The sequence below is a fragment of the Microvirga subterranea genome (assembly GCF_003350535.1).
In the GTDB taxonomy this organism is placed as follows: Bacteria; Pseudomonadota; Alphaproteobacteria; order Rhizobiales; family Beijerinckiaceae; genus Microvirga; species Microvirga subterranea.
In genome coordinates this window covers 121355-142064 of sequence record NZ_QQBB01000007.1, presented here as the reverse complement: position 1 = coordinate 142064, position 20710 = coordinate 121355, and the positions used below count along the sequence as shown (strand labels likewise).

20 protein-coding genes are annotated in these 20710 nt (G+C 66.1%); 15 read left to right on the top strand and 5 right to left on the bottom strand.

Translation table 11 applies throughout. From position 1 onward, the window contains the following. Positions 1-25: 25 nt before the first annotated feature. The gene (locus DES45_RS18145) at positions 26-2164 is read right to left on the bottom strand and encodes a sensor histidine kinase (RefSeq protein WP_170151553.1); all 2139 of its coding nucleotides are present in this window, start codon (positions 2162-2164) and stop codon (positions 26-28) included. Positions 2165-2449: 285 nt separating this feature from the next. Here DES45_RS18145 and DES45_RS18140 point away from each other — a divergent pair, with 285 nt between their 5' ends. Continuing rightward, positions 2450-4426: an alkyl/aryl-sulfatase gene (locus DES45_RS18140; RefSeq protein ID WP_114771450.1), complete on the top strand. Its 1977-nt coding sequence runs from the start codon at positions 2450-2452 to the stop codon at positions 4424-4426. Between the two features lie 352 nt (positions 4427-4778). Here the strand turns inward: DES45_RS18140 and DES45_RS18135 are convergent, their stop codons facing one another. Then, positions 4779-5732 (bottom strand): alpha/beta hydrolase family protein, encoded by a 954-nt coding sequence (locus DES45_RS18135; protein ID WP_114771449.1) that lies wholly within the window; start codon positions 5730-5732, stop codon positions 4779-4781. Between the two features lie 91 nt (positions 5733-5823). Here DES45_RS18135 and DES45_RS18130 point away from each other — a divergent pair, with 91 nt between their 5' ends. Together DES45_RS18130 and DES45_RS18125 are read left to right on the top strand one after the other, a co-directional pair. Then, positions 5824-6717 carry an AraC family transcriptional regulator gene (locus DES45_RS18130; protein ID WP_114771448.1) on the top strand — a complete coding sequence of 298 codons (894 nt, stop codon included), beginning with the start codon at positions 5824-5826 and terminating at the stop codon, positions 6715-6717. Between the two features lie 323 nt (positions 6718-7040). Beyond that, positions 7041-7673 carry a tyrosine-type recombinase/integrase gene (locus tag DES45_RS18125; RefSeq protein ID WP_114771447.1) on the top strand — a complete coding sequence of 211 codons (633 nt, stop codon included), beginning with the start codon at positions 7041-7043 and terminating at the stop codon, positions 7671-7673. Positions 7674-7827: 154 nt separating this feature from the next. Here DES45_RS18125 and DES45_RS18120 read toward each other — a convergent pair whose 3' ends face one another. Both DES45_RS18120 and DES45_RS18115 read right to left on the bottom strand, forming a co-directional pair. Next, positions 7828-8358: a periplasmic heavy metal sensor gene (locus DES45_RS18120; RefSeq protein WP_114771446.1), complete on the bottom strand. Its 531-nt coding sequence runs from the start codon at positions 8356-8358 to the stop codon at positions 7828-7830. A gap of 72 nt (positions 8359-8430) precedes the next feature. Further along, on the bottom strand, positions 8431-9033 hold the full coding sequence (locus DES45_RS18115) for a Crp/Fnr family transcriptional regulator (protein WP_170151552.1): 603 nt from the start codon (positions 9031-9033) through the stop codon (positions 8431-8433). Between the two features lie 124 nt (positions 9034-9157). Here DES45_RS18115 and DES45_RS18110 point away from each other — a divergent pair, with 124 nt between their 5' ends. From DES45_RS18110 to DES45_RS18100, 3 genes are read left to right on the top strand one after another with little or no spacing between them, the layout of a single operon-like run. Then, on the top strand, positions 9158-11695 hold the full coding sequence (locus DES45_RS18110; RefSeq protein ID WP_114771444.1) for a heavy metal translocating P-type ATPase: 2538 nt from the start codon (positions 9158-9160) through the stop codon (positions 11693-11695). Between the two features lie 51 nt (positions 11696-11746). After that, complete coding sequence (gene cueR / locus DES45_RS18105) at positions 11747-12235, top strand: Cu(I)-responsive transcriptional regulator (RefSeq protein WP_114771443.1); 489 nt, start codon at positions 11747-11749, stop codon at positions 12233-12235. 32 nt (positions 12236-12267) lie between these two features. Continuing rightward, positions 12268-13638: an adenylate/guanylate cyclase domain-containing protein gene (locus DES45_RS18100; RefSeq protein ID WP_114771442.1), complete on the top strand. Its 1371-nt coding sequence runs from the start codon at positions 12268-12270 to the stop codon at positions 13636-13638. A 144-nt stretch (positions 13639-13782) separates the two neighbouring features. Here the strand turns inward: DES45_RS18100 and DES45_RS18095 are convergent, their stop codons facing one another. Further along, the gene (locus DES45_RS18095; protein ID WP_114771441.1) at positions 13783-14037 is read right to left on the bottom strand and encodes a DUF1289 domain-containing protein; all 255 of its coding nucleotides are present in this window, start codon (positions 14035-14037) and stop codon (positions 13783-13785) included. A gap of 87 nt (positions 14038-14124) precedes the next feature. On the opposite strand from DES45_RS18095, the gene DES45_RS18090 reads away from it, so the two are divergent. The 9 genes from DES45_RS18090 to DES45_RS18050 all read left to right on the top strand — a co-directional run bounded on the left by DES45_RS18090 (position 14125) and on the right by DES45_RS18050 (position 20665). Then, entirely contained in the window at positions 14125-14403 is a 279-nt protein-coding gene (locus DES45_RS18090; RefSeq protein WP_114771440.1) for a metal/formaldehyde-sensitive transcriptional repressor, read from the top strand. Between the two features lie 63 nt (positions 14404-14466). Beyond that, a complete protein-coding gene (locus tag DES45_RS18085) occupies positions 14467-15594 on the top strand; it encodes a HoxN/HupN/NixA family nickel/cobalt transporter (protein WP_114771439.1) in 1128 nt (375 codons plus the stop codon). A 128-nt stretch (positions 15595-15722) separates the two neighbouring features. Continuing rightward, complete coding sequence (locus tag DES45_RS18080) at positions 15723-15935, top strand: heavy-metal-associated domain-containing protein (RefSeq protein WP_114771438.1); 213 nt, start codon at positions 15723-15725, stop codon at positions 15933-15935. A gap of 77 nt (positions 15936-16012) precedes the next feature. Continuing rightward, on the top strand, positions 16013-16414 hold the full coding sequence (locus DES45_RS18075) for a hypothetical protein (protein WP_114771437.1): 402 nt from the start codon (positions 16013-16015) through the stop codon (positions 16412-16414). Positions 16415-16615: 201 nt separating this feature from the next. Then, positions 16616-16873, top strand: coding sequence for a hypothetical protein (locus DES45_RS18070; RefSeq protein ID WP_114771436.1), 258 nt, complete (start codon positions 16616-16618; stop codon positions 16871-16873). 24 nt (positions 16874-16897) lie between these two features. After that, the gene (locus DES45_RS18065) at positions 16898-18379 is read left to right on the top strand and encodes a TolC family protein (RefSeq protein WP_245571787.1); all 1482 of its coding nucleotides are present in this window, start codon (positions 16898-16900) and stop codon (positions 18377-18379) included. A 14-nt stretch (positions 18380-18393) separates the two neighbouring features. Continuing rightward, entirely contained in the window at positions 18394-19806 is a 1413-nt protein-coding gene (locus DES45_RS18060) for a multicopper oxidase family protein (RefSeq protein ID WP_114771434.1), read from the top strand. A 34-nt stretch (positions 19807-19840) separates the two neighbouring features. Next, entirely contained in the window at positions 19841-20329 is a 489-nt protein-coding gene (locus DES45_RS18055; RefSeq protein ID WP_114771601.1) for a cupredoxin domain-containing protein, read from the top strand. 45 nt (positions 20330-20374) lie between these two features. Continuing rightward, complete coding sequence (locus tag DES45_RS18050; protein ID WP_114771433.1) at positions 20375-20665, top strand: copper-binding protein; 291 nt, start codon at positions 20375-20377, stop codon at positions 20663-20665. Positions 20666-20710 lie beyond the last annotated feature (45 nt).

Here is a 20710-nt window from a genome sequence, read left to right as displayed (position 1 = left end):
GGCCAGACTAACGTGACCGTTCCCGTCACGCCATCGGTGCAAACCCTGACTTCGGCTCAGGCCCTGTCTCCAACGGCTGCGCTGCTGCACCGTTCGTCGCGGAAACCAGGGGCAGCGCGGCGCGGACCGTCACGCCCCTCCGGCCGCTGGTCACCGACAGCTCGCCCCCAAGTTGGCGGACCCGGGCCTCCATGCCGGGAATCCCGACGCCGAGCTTCGGCCGGGCATCCGTCGACTTCTTGCCCGGCAAGCCGATGCCGTTGTCCGAGATGCGCAGGCGCAGGCTGCCGTCTTCGGTGCGGATGTCGACCGAGATCCGGGTTGCCTGGGCATGACGGCGGATGTTGGCCAAGGCCTCCTGGGTGACGCGGAGCGCCGCCCAGCTCACGTTCGCATCGGCTATGTCGATGGCCGGATCGATGCGCACGCGTGCGGTCAGGCCCGCCCGGCGGGCGAAGCCATGGATGAAATCGCGCAGGGTGAGGGCCAGCCCATCGCGTTCGAGGCTTGGGGGGAAGAGCAGGAACGACAGTGTCCTGATCTCCTTCTGAGCCTCGTCGATGCTCGTCCCGACGCTGCCCAGAGCCGCCTCAATGTCGGGGTGCTCGGAAGCAAGCACGTGGATCCGCGCCAGGCCGAGGCCAGCCGCGGTGAGGTGCTGGGTCGTGGAGTCGTGGAGTTCGGCACCGATCCGCTGCCGCTCCTCGTCCTGGAGGTGCAGGAGATCACCCGAGAGCGTGCGGACCTCGTTCCTCGCGACAATCACGTCGGTGACGTCCTCATGGGCGACGACTGCATGGATGGCTCCCTCATGCGTGAACCGGGCCGCCCGCAGCAGGAACCAACGCTCGCCGCATGTGTATTCCATTCCGAAGTCAGTCCGTTCCCCGGTTAAGAGGGCGGACAGGCCGTCGGCGGCAAGCCGCGCATCCACGTCACCTGATGCGGCGGACCGGCACACGTCCAGGTAATTGAGCCCGATCCCATGTCCGGCGAAAGCATACCCGTTGTGCTCGGCGAAGCGATGCCAGGCCCGGTTCACGGCGATCACCGTTCCGCCTGCGTCCAGGATCGCGACGTGGGCCGACAAAGCGTCCAGTGAGGCCTGGAGCAAGCCCTTGGCGCGCCGCTCCTCCTCCTGGTGGGCCAGTACTCGGTCTGACAGACCAATGACTTGACCGGACATGGCGCGAAGGGGCTCCTCGACCTGGCGGGCCGTGAACAGGGCTGCCAGTCCTCCAGCCAATAGCAGCAGGGCGACGGGTCCTGCCATCTGCCACAAGGCACCGGTGACTGGCGCGTTGAGAGCCGCAAGCGGTACCGCAACCGCCGTGGTCCAGTTCGTGGCGCCCGAGCGGCGGAAGGCAACGAGGACGGGAACGCCATTCTCGTCCATGGCCTCGACCGTTCCCTCGATCGTGGCGTCGGGGGCGACATCGGCAAGTCGGGCGGTCAGCGCGGCTGGTGCGGCCGTGTCGGTACTGGTCTGACCGTCCCGCTCCACCGCAACCGGCTGGAGCCTCCGGTCGTAGAGGCCCTTCGTCCACCCGGCGGATACGGCCTGGTCAGCGAGGATCCGGCGGAGCCGCTCCTCCGACAGGAACGTCGTGATGTACCCGCTCATCCGTCCGTCCGCATCGTCAAGGCGGAGGCTCAGGGCCACGACGATTCCGCCCTTGACCAGCCCAAGCATGCGGCCGGAGACGGTCCACCTCCGATCCCGGATCCGGTCGATCTGCTCCTGGTAGTTCGCGAAGTCCGAATGCCTCGGCAACGGCGCCCCGAACGGCCGCAGGGTGTTGACGAGCTGCCGCTCGAGGTCGCTCAGGTTCAGCCAGGAGCCCTCGGGAAGCGGCGTTGCCTTGAACTGGTCGTAGACGGCCTTGGCATCACCCGACAGAACTGCCGGGGACTTGGATAGGCCCTTCAGGAGAAAGTTGACCGCAGCGACCTCCTGGTCGAAGCCGAACGAGAGCGCCTGCGCGGCATGCCTGGCCTGGTGCTCGATCGCGTCCCGTTCTCCCCGCGCGCGCGAAACCAGAAGGGCTGCCGCGACGAGGCACGCAGCCAGGATGGTCGCCATGAAGATGATGGCAACCCGCCGGCGCAGGCGGGGTATCGCACCCTGGGATGATCGCGCAGGCAGCGGGGTGGTGCCATCCATCGTGCACTCGACGTCCGGCCGCAGGGCCAACGCAACGGGCATCGGGGCCGCGACCAGGACCCGCAATCCATTGACCGAGGTTAAACCCTGAGCCGCTGCGCTGTCGAGCGCCTGTCTCCTTTGCCGAACGCCGGCCCGCCGACGGGTCTTGGCCTTCTCGGTCCGGCACGCGTCAGATTCAGCCCGCGTCCGGAATGGGGTCCGCCCCGATTCCGTCTCAGGGTCTACCCCGATAGACCTCCCTCGATCACCGCGAGACACTCGCGGCACGAAGGAGGAAGTCCCATGAAACTGAGCCGTTTCCTATCCGTCGTATCTGTTCTGGGTCTGGTCACAGGCATGAGCGCATCCGCTTCCGCGCAGGATCAGCGCAAGGATGCCACGGCCGCGACCAAGGCGGCCAACCAGCGCCTGCTCACCGAGCTGCCGTTCTCCGACAAGTCGGATTTCGACAATGCCCAACGCGGCTTCATCGCGCCCCTGCCGACCGATGTAATCAAGGGCCAGGCCGGCAACACGATCTGGAACCCGCAGCAGTACGGCTTCATCAGGCCCGATGCCGCCGCCCCGGACACCGTCAATCCGAGCCTGTGGCGACAAGCGCAGCTCATCAACCTGAGTGGTCTGTTCAAGGTCGCGGATGGCCTCTACCAGATCCGCAACCTCGATTTGTCGAACATGACCATCATCGAGGGACGGGAAGGCATCACCATTGTCGACCCGCTCGTCTCGGCCGAGACCGCAAAGGTGGGCCTTGACCTCTACTACGCCAACCGTGGGCAGAAGCCCGTCAAGGCGGTGATCTACACCCACAGCCACGTCGACCATTACGGCGGGGTCAAGGGGGTCACGAATGAGGCTGACGTGGCCTCCGGCAAGGTCAAGATCTACGCTCCGGAGGGCTTCCTCGAGGCCGCCGTCGCCGAGAACGTCATGGCCGGCAATGCGATGAGCCGGCGCGCGAGCTACATGTACGGCAACCTCCTTCCGCCGGATCCCAAGGGTCAGGTCGGCGCGGGCCTTGGCACCACCACCTCGGCCGGGACCGTCACGCTGATCCCGCCGACCGACACCATCACGAAGACCGGCGAGAAGCACACGATCGACGGCCTGACCTATGAGTTCCTGATGGCGCCCGGCTCCGAGGCCCCATCGGAGATGCTCTGGTACATCGAGGAGATGAAGGCGATCTCGGCCGCCGAGGACGCGACCCATACGCTGCACAACACTTACTCGCTACGGGGCGCCAAGATCCGCGAGCCGCTGCCGTGGTCAAAGTACCTCAACGAAGTGCTGACGATGTGGGGCGACAAGGCCGAGGTGATGTTCGCTCAGCACCACTGGCCGACCTTCGGAAACGCCGAGGTCACGAAACTCCTCAGGAGCCAGCGCGACCTCTACCGCTTCATCAACGACGAGACCCTGCGCATGGCCAACCAGGGCATGACGATGCGGGAGATTGCCGACAGCTTCAAGATGCCCGCCAGCTTGGCGAATGTCTGGGCGAACCGTGGCTATTACGGGTCGGTCTACCACGACGTCGCCGCGACCTACGTCCTCTACCTGGGCTGGTTCACCGGCAACCCGGCGACGCTGCACGAGCTTCCCCCGGTCGAGGCCAGCAAGGCCTATGTCGAGTTCATGGGCGGGGCGGATGCCGTCCTGCAAAAGGCGAAGCAATCCTTCGACAAGGGCGACTACCGCTGGGTGGCGCAGGTGGTCGACCACGTCATCTTTGCCGATCCGAACAACAAGCAGGCCAGAGATCTCCAGGCTGATGCGCTCGAGCAGCTCGGCTATCAGGCCGAGTCGGGACCATGGCGCAACTTCTACCTCACTGGCGCCAAGGAGCTGCGCGAGGGCGTGAAGAAGCTGCCGACCCCAAACACGGCAAGCCCCGACACCGTGAGGGCGATGACGCCTGAGATGTTCTTCGACTATCTCAGCGTCCGGGTCGACCGCGCCAAGGCGGGCGAGGCGAAGATGGCGCTCAACTTCGACTTCGGCGGCTCGGACGGGAAGTACCTGATCGAGCTGGAGAACGGCGTGCTCAATCATACCGAGGGCCGCCAGGCCAACAATGCCGACGCAACGGTGACGCTGTCGCGCGATACGCTGAACAAGATCATCCTCCAGGAGACGAAACTGCCGGATGCGATCAGCGCTGGCGACGTGAAGGTGAGCGGCAACCAGGCGAAGCTGACCGAGATGGTGTCGTATCTCGACAACTTCGAGTTCTGGTTCCCCATCGTCACGCCTTGACGATGTGAGAGACTAGGCATCCAGGTCCTGCTCATCTGGGCGGGACCTGGGGATTTTATGCCCTCGAGCAATCTGCACCTGACGGGATCCTGCCACCCCGTGAAGGTCCGCGTCGGGTCAAACTAAGCCTTTGGGCATGGCCCTATGAAGGTCAGCTTACCCTTTGACCAAGGAAGTTCGGCCTTCGTCTGCCTCGTGCCATAGCGGATATGCAGAAAGCTGGAGGCAGCCTGTGCTCGCCTCGAGCAATGTTAGGTCTGTCTCCGAGCGGAGTTCCCTCGCCTGACCAACGGGAAGAGGTCTGACGGCACTTGAAGCAGTGCCGTCATTACTTCCATCCAGCAGGTTGAAGTCACCTGGAGGACTTTTCTTCGACCTGTCCGAGGGCGCTCGCTGGGCCGGCTAGTGCTGCGCAGGCGGAAGTCCAGGCCGCAGCATCATAACCTAGTATGGTTCTCAACCAAGCCAGGGTCATCCGCCTCGTTGCCTCAAGCCCGTCCGGCACCTCCACCTCGGTCTCCTTGGCATCGAGCCCGGCGATGCCACCCAGGCCGTGGCCGACACCATGAAGGGTGAGCAGCGCTCGTGCTCCCGGCCCATCGTGATAAGCATCGGCATGCCACTCAGGACCGCGCGACGTGAAACGTGGATTGTCATCTGCCCCGCATACGACGAGGCTCGGCGTCACCAGGTGAGCAAAATCGAGATCGAAGAACGGAAAGCGTGCCGCATTCTCTTCCGTCAGATCCTTTCCGCCCCGGCCCGGCGCCGTAAGCAGGATGCCCCCCGAGATGCGGGGATCGTAAAATACCTCGCCATGGAGACGCGCGCCCAAGAGCAGGCTGACGGTGTGGCCACCCAAGGAATGCCCCGCCGCGGCGATATTTCCATGGTCCAGCCGACCCGCCACGGCCGGCGCTTGCTCTTCGACCTCGATCAGCCGATCGAGGATTGCCCTCACCTCCTCGACACGCTCGCGCCAGAAGAACGGCGCTCCTTCTGTATCTGCCGGAAGTCCGCCGACGCGGGAACTGGCATGTGTCGGCTGAATGACGGCGAAACCGCGCTCCGCCCAGAACTGCGCCAACGGTGCGTAACCGTCCTTGGACGGAAGGTAATTTGAAGGCCCATAGCCATGCGACAGGATAACGATTGGTAGTTTGTGACCGCTCGCTGGGGCGGTCAAACGCAGTTCCAGAGGCTGCCGCCCAGCAAGATCAAGGCGGATCGGCGAGTAGGCGACAGTGCGAGCGGCGTCCGGGGTCGGGATATGGAGTGCGATCTCGATCAGGTTATTCGTTGTCATTGGTAGGCTCCTGCTAAGAGCATCAAGATGGACGAGACCGATCGGACGATCTATACTCAATAATCCATTTTTATTTAGGGATCGTCCAACAATGTCGGATCCGCTGGCCGAGATCGTCTCGCTTCTCAAGCCCGTCCCGTCGATTGCCAAGCTGGTGGTGGCGGGCGGTACTTGGCTAGTGGAGCGCCGGGAGCTCGGAAGCCCTTTCTATTGTGCGATTGTAGAGGGACATTGTCTGCTCACGATCGGTGACCGATCACCGATCAGGCTCGCAGCAGGGGATTTTGTTCTGGTCCCGCAAATCCATGCCTTTACCATGAGCAGCCTTCAGCCACCGCCGCGAGGTACGCTGCCACAACGGCTGGAGACGAGCCCGGGTGTCTTCCGCCTGGGCGATCCGCAGGCGGCGGCCGAGGTGAAAGCCATGGTGGGTCATTGTGCCTTCGAGGCGAATGAAGAGCGGTTGCTGAGCTCGCTGCTGCCGGACATCCTTCATGTTCAAAATGAGAGTAGGCTCGCGGAACTGGTGCGGATGATCCATGCTGAAACAGTCGGTCTGCTAGTGGCGCGAGATATGATCCTGACCCGGTTACTGGAGGTGCTGTTCATTGACGCACTGCGCAGCGCGGGTAGCGCGACGGCATCTCCCGGATTACTGCGCGGTCTTGCCGACAGCCGACTGGCTCCTGCCCTGCGACGCATCCATCAGAACCCAGGCGGCGAAATCTCTGTCGAAGAGCTGGCTGAAGCGGCTGCGATGTCACGCTCAGCCTTTTTCGATCGCTTCCGGCGCGAGGTGGGCGTGCCGCCCATGGAATATGTGACGAGCTGGCGCATGGCACTCGCCAAGGACATGCTGCTTCGCCAAGAGGCGCCGCTTATCGAGATTGCCGCACGGATCGGCTATGCCTCCGCCAGCGCCTTCAACGTGGCATTCACCCGGTATGTGGGGGTGACGCCTGGCGCCTTTGCGCGGAGTTACTGACGGGCAGGGCGACCGGTCGTTAGTGCCGCGCTCCTCCTGTTCTCCGCCCGCATCGCGGCGTTTGTGACAAGTTGCGCTCCAACGAAGAACGAGAGCGCAAATGACAAGGCAGCTTCCTCAGGCTGTGCGCCGCAGATTTGACGGATTTCTTGCGCGGCGGATGACTGCATCAGGTCACGAGCAGGAGATCGGCGCAAAGTCAGGGAGGTCCAGCTTATCCTGGTAAGCTGACGAAAACCTTAAGACGAATGCTCAGCCGGGTTTTGCTATCAGCAGAGACGGCCAAGGTTCATTGCGGGGGGCTTCGCTTCAGGAGCACTGCAATGCAAGACAGTACCGCTGACCATCACTGCCGAACCACCACACCCTGGAACCGGGGCAAGCTGATTGGCGCCAAGCCGCCTCTCAAGACGAAGGAGATCTGGTCCATTCGGGTCAGGCTCCAGGTTGCCCATCGCATCCGGGATCTGGCCTTGTTCAACTTGGCTCTCGACAGCAAGTTACGAGCTTGTGATCTCGTCGCGCTCCGGGTTGACGATGTAGCCCTCAACGGCCGAGTGCAGTCTCGAACCACTATCATGCAGCGGAAGACGGGTCGGCCTGTTCAGTTCGAGATCACGGAGCAAACCCGGGAGGCTGTGGGACGCTGGCTGGAGAAGAAGGCCCTGTACAAAGGCGAGCCGCTGTTCCCAAGCAGAATCAACCGAACGAGACCCATGACCACGCGTCAGTACGCTCGCCTGCTGGCATCCTGGCTTCGCTCAATCAGTCTCGATCCCCTGGCTTATGGCACCCATTCCTTGCGGCGAACCAAAGCCTCGATGATCTACCGACGAACCGGCAATCTGCGGGCGGTCCAGCTCCTGCTCGGCCACAATAAGATCGAAAGCACTGTTCGGTACCTGGGCATCGACGTCGACGATGCGCTTCTGATTGCGGAGCAGGTGGAAATCTAACGCAGAGGCGGCTCTTCAATGAGCCGCCTTAGCTCACCAAGCATACCGAAGCAACGTCCGGACTTAAGGCTTAAGCAGCCACGAGACAAACGACCGAGGTGTGCCAATTCCCGACCTTCTCAACATTCGGTGCGCAATGCTCCGCCGTGATGCCCTATTGAACGCCGAAGTAGCCCCGCAATTCACCATACCGCCGAACCTGCTCCGTGGTGAGGATCTCTACCGTAGCAACGTGGTACTTCAGGTGGGCTGCCCGAAGCGCCGCCTGCGTCGCCCCGATTTCCGCCGTGGCCACCGTGAGGGTTGCAGCCGTCACGGTGCGTCCGGAGAACTGACGCTCGAGCTCGGCCTCCTGCGCGATGAGCCGCTCACCGATCGGGATAGTCTCGGCTTTCATGGCATCGAAATAATTCTGCATCCGGCGCCGTTGCGCCTCCGTCAGGCCGAGCTTCTCCCCGAGTTCGAGCACATGGCTCGGACCGGGATACCCGTTGAGCTCGGCGGGGAGCGCGTACCCCATGCCCCGCCCTGCCTTCAAATCGGCGACCTGCTGGTCCGAGAGGGCCTTTACGGCCCTCCTCTCGAACCCAGCGTAGGGTGAGCCTGCGGGAGCATGATGATGCTGTGCCAGCGCGGGCACGGACGAGGCGGCTAGGAACAGCGCCAACAGGTCAGTACGGATCATGGTCGTCGGAACTCCACGGTTGCGGTTGCAAGCGTGGTAGCCTGGGTTCCTGCCCTACCCGTATGATCGCGATCATACGGCCGGAGCCGACAACCTGATTTCCTCCCTGGTCCGCCGGATGGCGCCCTCCGCTTCGAGCGACGCCAGCGTCCGGTACAGGCTCTCGTGCGTCAGGCCGAGTTCCGCCGCCATCGTCTTCAGGTCGCCATTCAACCTGACCACGCGGTCATGATCGCTCGCCCGAAGTCCCAGGTGATGGAGGACGAGCTCGCGGGCCGTCCGCAGGTTCCGGTTCTCCAGCCGGGTCCGCAGTCCCATCACCTGTCGGGCGAGAGTGGCCATGAACGCCTGGGCAATGTCCGGCCTCGACGCGAAGACCTCGAGTACGGCAGCCTTCGGCAGGAGGAGGACGACGCTGGGAGCGCTCGCCACCGCATCGCAATGGTAGGTCTCGGAGAAGAGTGACGCCTCGGCGAAGGTGTCGCCAGGCTGCGCCCTGAAGAGGATCATCTCCCGGCCTTCCGGATCGGAGCGGGTCAGGCGGATCTCCCCGCTTTCCAGGAGGTAGAGACCGACAGGCCGATCCTTCCGCAGGAACAGGGTCTCGCCCGCCGCGAGGGAGCGTCGGAGCGCAGTCCCGAGCAGGGCGGGCGGGATCCAGTTGGGAGCATTCATGACCCGATGATAGCACCCGGACACCGTCGGCGACGAGGGCCCCGCCAGCTTGAAACGATCGCTTGACCTTCCCATTGTTGGAAGGATTACACCTCAGCCAATGCTTCCAGGTAGGAGTTCCGAAATGGCTGTGAAGGAGTTGGCCAGGCAAGGCCTGACGGTCGAGATTCCCGTCCAGGGAATGACCTGCGCGTCGTGCGTCGGCCGCGTCGAGAAGGCGATCCGACGGATCGAGGGCGTCACCGCCGCCAACGTGAACCTGGCGACCGAGCGCGCCAGCGTGTCGTTCGGCTCCGCGGATGCCGATCCGCAGGCGGTCGTCGAGGCCATCCGCGACGTCGGCTATGAGCCGATGCCCGCCACCGTCGAGCTGAAGGTCTCCGGCATGACCTGCGCCTCCTGCGTCGGGCGGGTCGAGAAGGCCCTGAAGCGCGTGCCCGGCGTCGTCGACGCCGCGGTCAACCTGGCGACCGAGCGCGCCACCGTGCGGCTCTTCGGTTCGTCGGAGGCGGTGGGCCGCCTCGTCGCGGCCGTCGAGGCAACCGGCTACGAGGCCGAGGAGGTCCGTGTCGGCGTCGATCGCACCGACGAGGAGCGCGCCGCCCGCGAGGCGGAGATCGCGTCCCTCCGGACGTCCCTCGCCCTCGCCGCCGTCCTCACGCTTCCGGTGTTCGCCCTGGAGATGGGATCGCACTTCGTGCCGGGGGTGCACGAGTGGATCATGGACACGATCGGGCACCGGGAGAGCTGGTACCTCCAGTTCGCCTTCACGACGCTCGTGCTGTTCGGTCCCGGCCTGAGGTTCTTCCGCAAGGGGGTTCCTGCCCTGCTGCGCCGCGCCCCGGACATGAACTCGCTCGTGTCGCTCGGCACCGCGGCAGCCTACGGCTACTCGGTCGTGGCGACGTTCGCGCGCGGCGTCCTGCCTGCGGGCACGGCGAACGTGTACTACGAGGCGGCGGCCGTCATCGTGACCCTGATCCTGCTCGGGCGCTTCCTCGAGGCCAAGGCCAAGGGACGCACCTCCGAGGCCATCAAGCGCCTGATGGGCCTGACGCCGAAGACCGCGCGCGTGGTCCGCCAGGGCAGCGTGGTCGAGATCCCGCTGGCGGAGGTCCGCACGGGCGACCTCGTCCAGGTCCGCCCGGGCGAGAAGGTCCCGGTCGACGGCGACGTCCTCGAGGGCTCGTCCTTCGTGGACGAGTCCATGATCACGGGCGAGCCCGTACCCGTGCAGAAGGCCGAGGGCAGCCCCGTCGTCGGCGGCACGATCAACCGGACGGGCAGCTTCACGTTCCGGGCGACCAAGGTCGGCGCCGACACGGTGCTGGCCCAGATTATCCGCATGGTCGAGGCGGCCCAAGGGTCCAAGCTCCCGATCCAGGCGCTCGTCGACAAGGTGACGGCGTGGTTCGTGCCCGCCGTGATGGCCGCTGCCGCCCTCACCTTCCTGGTCTGGCTCCTCTTCGGCCCCGATCCGGCCCTGAGTTTCGCCCTCGTGAACGCGGTTGCCGTCCTGATCATCGCCTGCCCGTGCGCCATGGGCCTGGCGACACCGACCTCGATCATGGTCGGCACGGGCCGGGCGGCCGAACTCGGCGTGCTCTTCCGCCAGGGCGAGGCCTTGCAGGGCCTGGGCGACGTCCAGGTGGTGGCGCTCGACAAGACGGGCACCCTGACCAAGGGACGTCCGGAGCTGACAGACCTGATCGCCGCGGAAGGATTCACTGAGGCCGAGGTGCTGGCGCTCGTCGCGGCCGTGGAGACCCGGTCCGAGCATCCCATCGGGGAGGCTATCGTGGCGGCCGCCACGCACCGGGGGCTGGAATTGGCGCCTGCGGAAGGTTTCGAGGCCGTTCCCGGCTTCGGGATCACGGCGACGGTCCGGGGCCGGAGGGTCGAGGTCGGGGCCGACCGCTACATGGAGCGGCTCGGTCATCCGATCACGGCGTTCGCGTCGGCGGCGTCCCGTCTCGGCGACGAGGGCAAGAGCCCACTTTATGCCGCCATCGACGGCCGGCTCGCCGCAATCATCGCCGTGGCCGACCCGATCAAGCCGTCCACCCCGGAGGCGATCGCGGCCTTGCACCGCCTTGGCCTCAAGGTGGCAATGGTCACGGGCGACAACCGCCGCACGGCACAGGCCATCGCCCGCCAGGTCGGGATCGACGAGGTGATCGCCGAGGTGCTGCCCGACGGCAAGGTCGCCTCGGTCATGGAATTGCAGGCCGGCGGACGGCGCGTCGCCTTCGTCGGCGACGGCATCAACGACGCCCCGGCGCTGGCAGCCGCAGATGTCGGCCTCGCCATCGGGACGGGCACGGACGTGGCAATCGAGAGCGCCGATGTCGTGCTGATGTCCGGCGACCTGCGTGGCGTGCCGAACGCGATTGCCCTGTCGAAGGCCACGATCCGCAACATCCGGCAGAACCTGTTCTGGGCGTTCGCCTACAACGTGGTGCTGATCCCGGTGGCTGCGGGTGCGCTGTATCCGGTCAACGGCACGCTGCTGTCGCCGATGATCGCGGCGGGGGCGATGGCGCTCTCGAGCGTGTTAGTGCTGGGCAATGCCCTGCGCCTGCGCGGGTTCAGGGCGCCGGTCGGCGCGGACACGGCATCCCGCGCAGCCGCGCCCGCACCTCGGCTCGCCCCGGGCGAATGACGACCGCGGTCCGCCACGGCGGGCCCTTCACCCATCCAAGGAGGATTCGCAATGAACATCGGACAGGCAGCGGAGGCCTCGGGCGTCTCGGCCAAGATGATCCGCTACTACGAGTCGATCGGGCTGATCCCGAAGACGGTGCGGACGGAAGCCGGGTACCGCGTGTACTCGGACAACGACGTCCACACGCTCGGCTTCATCCGGCGGGCGCGCGACCTCGGCTTCTCCGTCGAGCAGATCGGGGAACTCGTCACCCTGTGGCGGGATCGGGACCGCGCCAGCACGGACGTGAAGCGGATTGCCCTCGAGCACGTCGACATCCTCGAGCGGAAGGCGCGGGAATTGCAGGAGATGGCCGCCACCCTCAGGCACCTCGCGAAGCACTGCCACGGTGACGAGCGGCCCGAGTGCCCGATCCTCGACGGACTTCAGTCCGGTGATGGCGCGGAACCGATCGACATTCACTCGTCTCCGCAGTTCGGCACCGTCGGCCTCCGCTCCGCACGTCGGGGCACGGCGCCGAAGGGAGTGCGCAACTAGCCAAGAGTGGCGAACGGGGTGAGGACGTTGGAATGATCAAGCTCGCCGGTGCGGTGCCGTTCCTGGGCACATTCGGAGCCGCGCCCCTGCCGGAGCGCGTGGCCGCCTCCCTGCGCCTCGAGGAGCAGGAAGGGCTGCGCCTTGCCGCCAAGGTCCGCAGCGTGCTTCTCGCCGTGGCGTTCGTTTGGCTCGGGCACGACCTGCTCCACGTCGGCTGGGCCGCCGTGTTCAACCTCGCGGCCGTGGGAGCCGTCCTCGCTTCTGGCCTTGCCGAGTTCGCGATCCTGAAGCGACACCGCCATCCGCGCGGCATCGCGATGGCGTTCGCCCTGCTCGACAGCGTCATCCTCGGCCTCGTCCTGGCCCTGCCCAATCCCTGGCTCGATGGCACGATCCCGGTCACCATGACCCTCAAGGGTGGCTTGGTGCTCTGGTTCGTGTTCCTGCTGGCCCTGCGCGCCTTCGCCCTCGATCCCCTCCTGCTGCTGTGGTCCGGGGTCTGCGCGGTGCTGGGCTGGTCCATTCCCCTCGCCGTGGCCTTCCTCGACCCCAGCATCCGCATCGGCGTTCCGAGCATGTCGGGGAGCCTCGCCGCGAACGCCGTCGAGGCGTTTCGCGATCTCGCCTTCGTGCACATCGGGCAATGGTACACAGAGGCTCTCGTGCTGCTCCTTGTAGCCGCGGCGCTCGCGGCGGCGGTCGAGCGCTCGCGCCGCCTTGCGCTCACCCGTGCCGGCGCCGAGCGGCGGCAAGCCAACCTCGCGCGCTACTTCTCGCCCCGGGTCGTGGAGCGGCTTGCCCGTTCCGACCAGCCGTTCGGCGGGGACCGGCGGCAGGAGGTGGCCGTGCTGTTCGCCGACATCAAGGGCTTCACGACGCTGTCAGAGCGGCTCGCGCCCGAGGAGGTCATGCAGCTCCTGCGCGAGTTCCATGCCCGGATGGAGGAGATCGTCTTCGCCCACGGCGGCACCCTGGACAAGTTCATCGGTGATGCCCTGCTGGTCACGTTCGGGGTTCCCGATCCCGCTGCGGACGACGCCGTCCGGGCGCTCGCCTGCGCCCGGGCCATGCTGGCCGAGGTCGGGCGGTGGAACGACGAGCGTGCACGCAGCGGCCAGGACGCCATCGGGATCGGCATCGGCCTGCACTACGGCCCGGTGGTCATGGGCGACGTCGGCTCGGAGCGCTCGATGGCCTTCACGGTCGTGGGCGACACGGTCAACACGGCCAGCCGCCTCCAGGGCATCACGCGTGAGCTGGGCTGCGGGGTCGCCGCCAGCGAGGCCTTCATGACGAAGGCTCGCGGGGCGGCAGGAGACCTGTCCGTCGTCGAGGCCTTCCGGTTCGTCGGCCCCCGCATCCTGAGAGGCCGCAGTGCCCCCATCGAGATCTGGTGCGGGTAAGCGGGCGTTCCCGGGAGGCTGCGGAGGTGCACTTCGAACATCCGCTTCCGGGTGGCCGGAATGGCTACCTGTCCGTGCTTTCCATGATTTCGCGTGCCGCGATCCTGTCAACCTGGAGCCAGCTTGATGTCGGAAACCCGTGCATCAGTTCGGCCGTTTGCTCCCTGACGGAGCCGGGAACGTGCGGCGTACCCGGCCAGTAGCCTGATTCCTGGATGCCTCATTGTCCGTCCGGACCTGCTTCACGCGTCGGGGAAGCTCCCGCAGCAGAGCGGTACGCCGATACGGCGTCAGCTTCTGCCACTCCCGGATCTCCGGAATCGTTCGCCCGCAGCCGAGGCACCAGCCGGTCCGGCCATCGAACTCGCACACGGAGATGCAGGGATTGTCCTTCCTCACAGTTTCTCCTCGCCTGCGGCAAACAATGCGGTGGACGTCACATAGGATACCCCCCTATATGATGCAAGCCGTCAACCAGGAGGTTCCATGTCCCACACGATCAAGGAGAAGACGAAGCTTCTCGCCCGGGTGCGCCGGATCAAGGGCCAGGTCGAGGCCATCGAGCGTGCGCTGGAGGCAGAACTCGGCTGTGCCGACGTCCTGATGCTGGTCGCGTCCGTCCGTGGGGCCGTGAACGGGCTGACCGTCGAGCTGATGGAGGACCACATCCGCAACCACGTAGTCGACCCGGCCTATGAGCCGGACCCGGGGCGCGCCAAGGGCGCCGCCGAACTCATCGGCGTCGTCCGCACTTACCTGAAATGAGCTTGTTCCCGGCGGCTGGATGAATGATCGCCGCCACAAGACCTCTCTGGAAAGCCAAGACCAATGCCTGATATTGCTCAACTGCTTCAGTCCGGCGAAAACGGCTGGATCTATCTTCCCATTGCCGTTCTGCTCGGCGCCTTGCACGGGCTGGAGCCTGGCCACTCCAAGACCATGATGGCCGCCTACATCGTGGCGATCCGTGGCACCATCGGGCAGGCTATCCTGCTCGGCGTCTGCGCTGCCCTCTCCCATTCACTCATCGTCTGGATCGTGGCCATGCTCGGCCTGTCGTTCGGGCAGGAAATCCTGAACTCGCACTTCGAGGCCTGGCTGCTGATCGCGTCCGGCGTGATCATCCTCGGCATTGCCGGCTGGATGTTCTGGCGTACGGGCCAGAGCCTCGGCTGGTTCCGGCGCTCCCACCATCATGACCATCACCATCATCACCACGATCACGATGAGGTCAGGACCATCGACACCGGGCACGGCATCGTGGAGCTGTCGGTGTTCGAGGACGGCGTGCCGCCGCGCTGGCGCGTCCGTACCCGGAGCGGCCACGGCTGGGTGGCCAGGGACGTGACCGTCGAGACCGAGCGTCCGGACGGCTCGCGCCAGGCCTTCACCTTCGTGGATCGCGGCGGCTATCTCGAATCCGTTGAGGAGATCCCGGAGCCGCACGCATTCACGGCCCGCGTGCGTCTGTCCCACGAGGACCATGCTCACACCTACACGGTCACCTTCGCGGAGCATGACCACGATCACCACCACGATCATACCCATCTGGACGAGGACGCCCACGAGCGCGAGCACGGCGAGCAGATCGCCCGCCAGCTCGCCGCCAATAACGGCCAGGTTACGACGTGGCAGATCGCGCTGTTCGGCATCACGGGTGGCCTGATCCCCTGCCCCGCTTCCATCACCGTCCTGTTGATCTGCCTCCAGCTCGGCCAGTTCACCTTGGGTGCCGCGACCGTGGCGGCCTTCAGCCTGGGGCTGGCGATCACCATGGTGTCGATCGGCGTCGCCGCCGCATGGGGCATCCAGCACGCCTCGAAGCGGATCAATTTCTCCGACCGCCTGCTGCGGCGCCTGCCGCTGGCCTCGGCCGGCCTCGTGGGAATCCTCGGCGCGGTCATGCTCGTGCAGGGCTTCGTCGATCTCGCGGTGCCCGCAACGGCCTTGTCGTAGGGTCCATCGGCGTAGGATTCGCTCGACCGGGGCGTCGCACCACCTGCGCGGCCGGTTGCGGCACTTGACCCTGCCACGATGGAAAGGTTCAGAAGGATCGGGACCAGAGCGAATCGAGGATCCCGATCATGCATCTCTTCCACGTTCCCGACCTTAAGTGCGGCGGCTGCCTGGGCTTCGTGGTCCGGGCCCTGTGGGACATCGACCAAACGGTGCGTGTCACGGCCGACATGTCGGCTCGCACCCTCCGCGTCATCTCCGCGCGTCTTGAATCCGCTCTCCTGCGTGCCCTCCGGGACGCCGGCTATGCGGCCGACCCGGTTCTCCTGCCGTGGGGCTGACCGCCATGCCTCGCGACTTGTCCGTGCCATGGTTTCGTGAGAAACATCCGCCTCATACGAACCGGAGCGTTCCTCCCTTGCGGCTGTTGGGCACCCTCATCGTTGCTCTGCTTGCGTTCACCATGGCGATCTTCCCGATCTCCGTGCCGCAGGCGGCCGCGTCGACCGGGCATCCGCACGCCACGGCAACCGCGGCGGGACATACGCATGCCGCCTTCGACGGGGATCACGGTCACGTCCACGAGCCGGCATCGTCTCACGAGATCGCCGTGGATGCTTCGGCCGATCACGGCCAGGGTTCGCACGATTGCTCCGGTCCCGTCTGTTGCAGCATGGGCACCTGTCACGCCTTCCAGGCCATCGCGCTTCCAGATCTCTTCTCGCCTGCGGCCTCCATCGTGCCGGTCGCATTCCCTGGTGACGAGCAGGTCGACGGCGTCACCGCAGGTGGCCTCGACAAGCCCCCGCGAACCGTCTGATCCAGGCGCGGGCCAGTGGGCCCGCATGAACCGGCGCGCCTGCTCCTGAGGGCCGGCGGCGACCGTCCTGAAGCTCGAACCGGTCCCCTTCCCAGAACGCGATCAGAATGTAGGCCCCACGGATCGGTTGGACTCCTTGTCCGCCCGGACCCGGCCTCGATTCGGAACCGCCCTGCGGAGGTCCGCCCGGAGACGGACCCCATGATGAAACTCTTTTCCCTGGCAGGACTCGGACTGGGTCTGGCCGCCTGCGTGCCTTCCCAGCCTCCCTCCTACCTCGTGTCGGCGGCCGATCCTGCCGTGGGCGTCCGCCCGCCGGCCTACTCCTCCGTCACCGCGGGCGTGCGCGGCTACGACGTCGTCACCCCCCTCGACTGGCGCGAGCTCAACCGACGCGCCACGCCGGGCGTCGCACCCGAACGGGACGACAGCAACGATGCCGCCCGACGGGGCCGATGACCCATGCGCCAGGAAGACCATCCAATGACCGAAAACAATCCCGCGGGACCAACCCGCACGCTGCGACTGCTCGGGGGCGTCGCCGCCACTATCCTGCTCGGGGGCTGCGTCTCGTTCTCGCCCGATGCCGGGCTCACTCCGGCGCAGACGGTCGCCTACAGTGAGCTGGGCAAGGACGTCGTCAAGGTCAGCAGCGAGGCCGATGCTGCCGGCATCCAGCAGCGGGTCGAGGACCTGCTGAGGCGCCCGCTCACGCCGGACAGCGCCGTGCAGATCGCCCTGCTCAAGAACCGGGGCCTGCAAGCCGCATTCAACGACCTCGGCGTCTCGGAGGCCGACTACGTCCAGACGAGCCTGCCGCCGAGCCCGACGGTCTCCCTGTCCCGCCTCGGCGGCAGCCTGGAGCTGGAGGTCGAGCGCCAGATCCTGATCGGGCTGTTCGAACTCGCCACCCTGCCCGCCCGGACGGCCATTGCCGAGGAGCGCTTCCGCGCCGCCCAGTTCCGTACCGCGGAGGCAGTCCTGCGGCTCGCCGCCGAGACGCGCCGGGAATACTACAGGGCCATCGCGGCCAACCAGCAGGTCGCCTTCATGCAGCAGGCGCTCGGCACCGCCGAGACCGCCTCCGAGCTCGCCAAGCAGCTCGGCGAGAGCGGCGCCCTCAACAAGCTGGAGCAGGCCCGCGAGCACGCCTTCTACCAGGAACTCGGCGCCCAGCTCGCCCGGGCCCGGATCGAGCAGAAGGTCGCCCGCGAGCGCCTGATCCGCCAGCTCGGCCTGTGGGGGCGGGACATCGACTTCCGCCTGCCCAACTCGCTGCCGCCTCTGCCGGCCCGCATCGCCTCGGCCCAGGACATCGAGCGCCGGGCCCTCGAGCGGCGTGTCGACCTCCAGGCGCTGCGCCATGACCTAAACGCCGTCGCGGGGCAGTACGGCCTGACCAATGCCACCCGCTTCGTCTCCGACGTCGAGCTCGCCGGCCTCTCCAGCTACGAGCGCACGACGTCCGCCTTCACCGAGGACGGCCAGACCGTGGTCGAGAGCGAGAGGATCAAGCGGCGCGGGCTGGAGATTGAGTTCACGATCCCAATCTTCGACTTCGGCGCGGTGGGCGTCCGCAACGCCCAGGAGACCTACATGGCCGCCGCCAACCGCTTGGCGGAGCGGGCGGTCAACGTGCGCTCCGAGGCGCGCGAGGCCTACCTGCGCTACCGCGGAAACTACGACCTCGCCCGGCATTACCAGGGCCGCGTCCTGCCGTTGCAGAAGACGATCCAGGACGAGGCGACCCTTCAGTACAGCGGCATGCTCGTCGACGTGAGCCAGCTCATCATTGATGCCCGCACCCGCATCCTCAGCAACGTCGACGCCATCAATGCCCGCCGCGACTTCTGGATCGCCGCCACCGACCTTAAGGCCGCCCTTGTTGGTGGCGTGGCCGGCAGCGGCGGAGAAGGCGGCGGGCAAGCCGTGGCTGCCGCCGGCGGCGGTGGCGGCGGACATTGACAAGGAGACATGCAATGACCGATCTCTCACGCAGAGGTTTTCTCGGCGCCGGAGGCCTGGCTCTCGCCGGCGCCTCCATGGTCAGCGGACGCACGCAGGCGGCCAGCCTGCCCGAGGCGCCGATCATGACGGAAGCCACCATGCAGCCGCCGCTCTACCCGAAGAGCGGCCCGGACTACCAACCCGTCGTCACCCTCAACGGCTGGACCCTTCCCTGGCGCCAGAACGGCGACTGGAAGGAGTTCCACCTTGTCGCCGAACCCGTCGTGCGCGAGCTCGCGCCCGGCATGAAGGCGCACCTGTGGGGCTACAACGGCCAGTCGCCCGGACCGACCATCGAGGCGGTGCAAGGCGACAAGGTGCGCATCTTCGTCACCAACAAGCTGCCGGAGAACACGGCGGTGCACTGGCACGGCCAGCTCCTGCCCAACGGCATGGACGGCGTCGGCGGCCTGACCCAGCCGCACATCCCGCCGGGCAAGACCTTCGTGTACGAGTTCATCTGCCAGAAGTCCGGCACCTTCATGTACCACCCGCACTCGGACGAGATGGTGCAGATGGCGATGGGCATGATGGGCTTCTTCGTCGTGCACCCACGCGATCCGGCCGAGCGCCGCGTCGACCGCGACTTCGTGTTCCTGCTCAACGCCTTCGACATCGAGGCCGGAAGCTACGTGCCGAAGGTCAACACGATGCTCGACTTCAATCTCTGGTGCTGGAACAGCCGGGTCTTCCCCGGCATCGATCCGCTTGTAGTGCGCCAGGGCGACAAGGTGCGGGTCCGGTTCGGCAACCTGACCATGACCAACCACCCGATCCACATGCACGGCTACGACTTCAAGGTGACGGGCACGGACGGCGGCTGGGTGCCGGAGGCGGCGCAGTGGCCGGAGGTCTCCGTCGACGTCGCGGTGGGGCAGATGCGCGCCTTCGAGTTCGTGGCCGACGCCCCTGGCGATTGGGCGATCCACTGCCACAAGTCGCACCACACTATGAACGCCATGGGTCATGACGTGAAGACGTACATCGGCGTCAACATGAAGAGGACGGCGGCCGCCATCAAGAAGGTGGCGCCAGGGTACATGCCGATGGGCTCGGCCGGCATGGGCGAGATGGGCTCGATGGAGATGCCGCTGCCCGACAACACCCTGCCGATGATGACGGGCTTCGCCCAGTTCGGGCCGGTCGAGATGGGCGGCATGTTCTCGGTCGTGAAGGTTCGACCCGGCCTTGCAGTTGACGATTACAAGGATCCGGGTTGGTACAAGCACCCGGAAGGCACGGTCGCCTACGAGTGGACGGGCGAGCAGCTCGCCGAGCCCGCCCGCGCGCCATCGCCCGACAGCGGCGTGAAGGCGACGGAATTCCGCGCCATCGATCCGCGCAAGAGGCCCGTCCGCACGGCCGGCGGCCACGACAATCACTGATCACGATCGGAACGACAGTAAGGAGCACTCAATGATGGTTCGTCTTTCCACCCTCGTCGGCGCCGCGGCGGCGCTGGCACTCTCGACCACGCTGGTCCTTGCCGGGCCTGGCGAGGCCGGCCACAGCCACAAGTCTTTCGCGACAGGTGAGCCGGGCGATCCGAAGAAGCCCATCGCCCGCACGATCGAGGTCGCCATGAAGGAGACCGAGGACGCGAAGATGCTGTTCGAGCCCAACAAGGTCGAGATCAGGCGCGGCGATCAGGTGAGGTTCGTGCTCAGGAACCATGGCTCGGTCGACCATGAGTTCATGCTCGACACGGTCGAACGCAACGCCAAGCACAAGATCGCCATGGAGAAGAACCCGGACATGGAGCACGACGACCCGAACGGGAAGCGGCTCGCCTCGAAGGGCTCCAACGAGATCGTCTGGCGCTTCACCAAGCCCGGCACCTTCGAGTTCGCCTGCCTGATCCCGGGTCACTACGAGTCCGGCATGCACGGCACCATCGTCGTCAAGTGACGGCACCAATCCCCTCGTCACCACGATCCGAAACAGGAGTTTTCCATGAAGCGTATCGCCATCAGCCTGATTGCCACCCTCGCCCTCTCCGCGGCCGCCTTGGCGCAGGGCCTGCCCACCGTCTCCGGTACGGTCGAGAAGGTCGACACCGTCCAGGGCAAGATCACCATCGACCACGGCCCGATCAAGAACCTCGATATGGAGGCTATGACCATGGTGTTCCGCGCCCAGGATCCGAACCTGCTCAAGGGCATCAAGGCCGGCGACAAGGTGCAGTTCACCGCCGACCGCGTGAACGGCCAGATCTCCGTCACCTCGATCAAGAAGGGCTCGTAAGGCCCGTGCCGCCCCGCGGAGTGCCTCCATGGGGCGGCCCCTCCT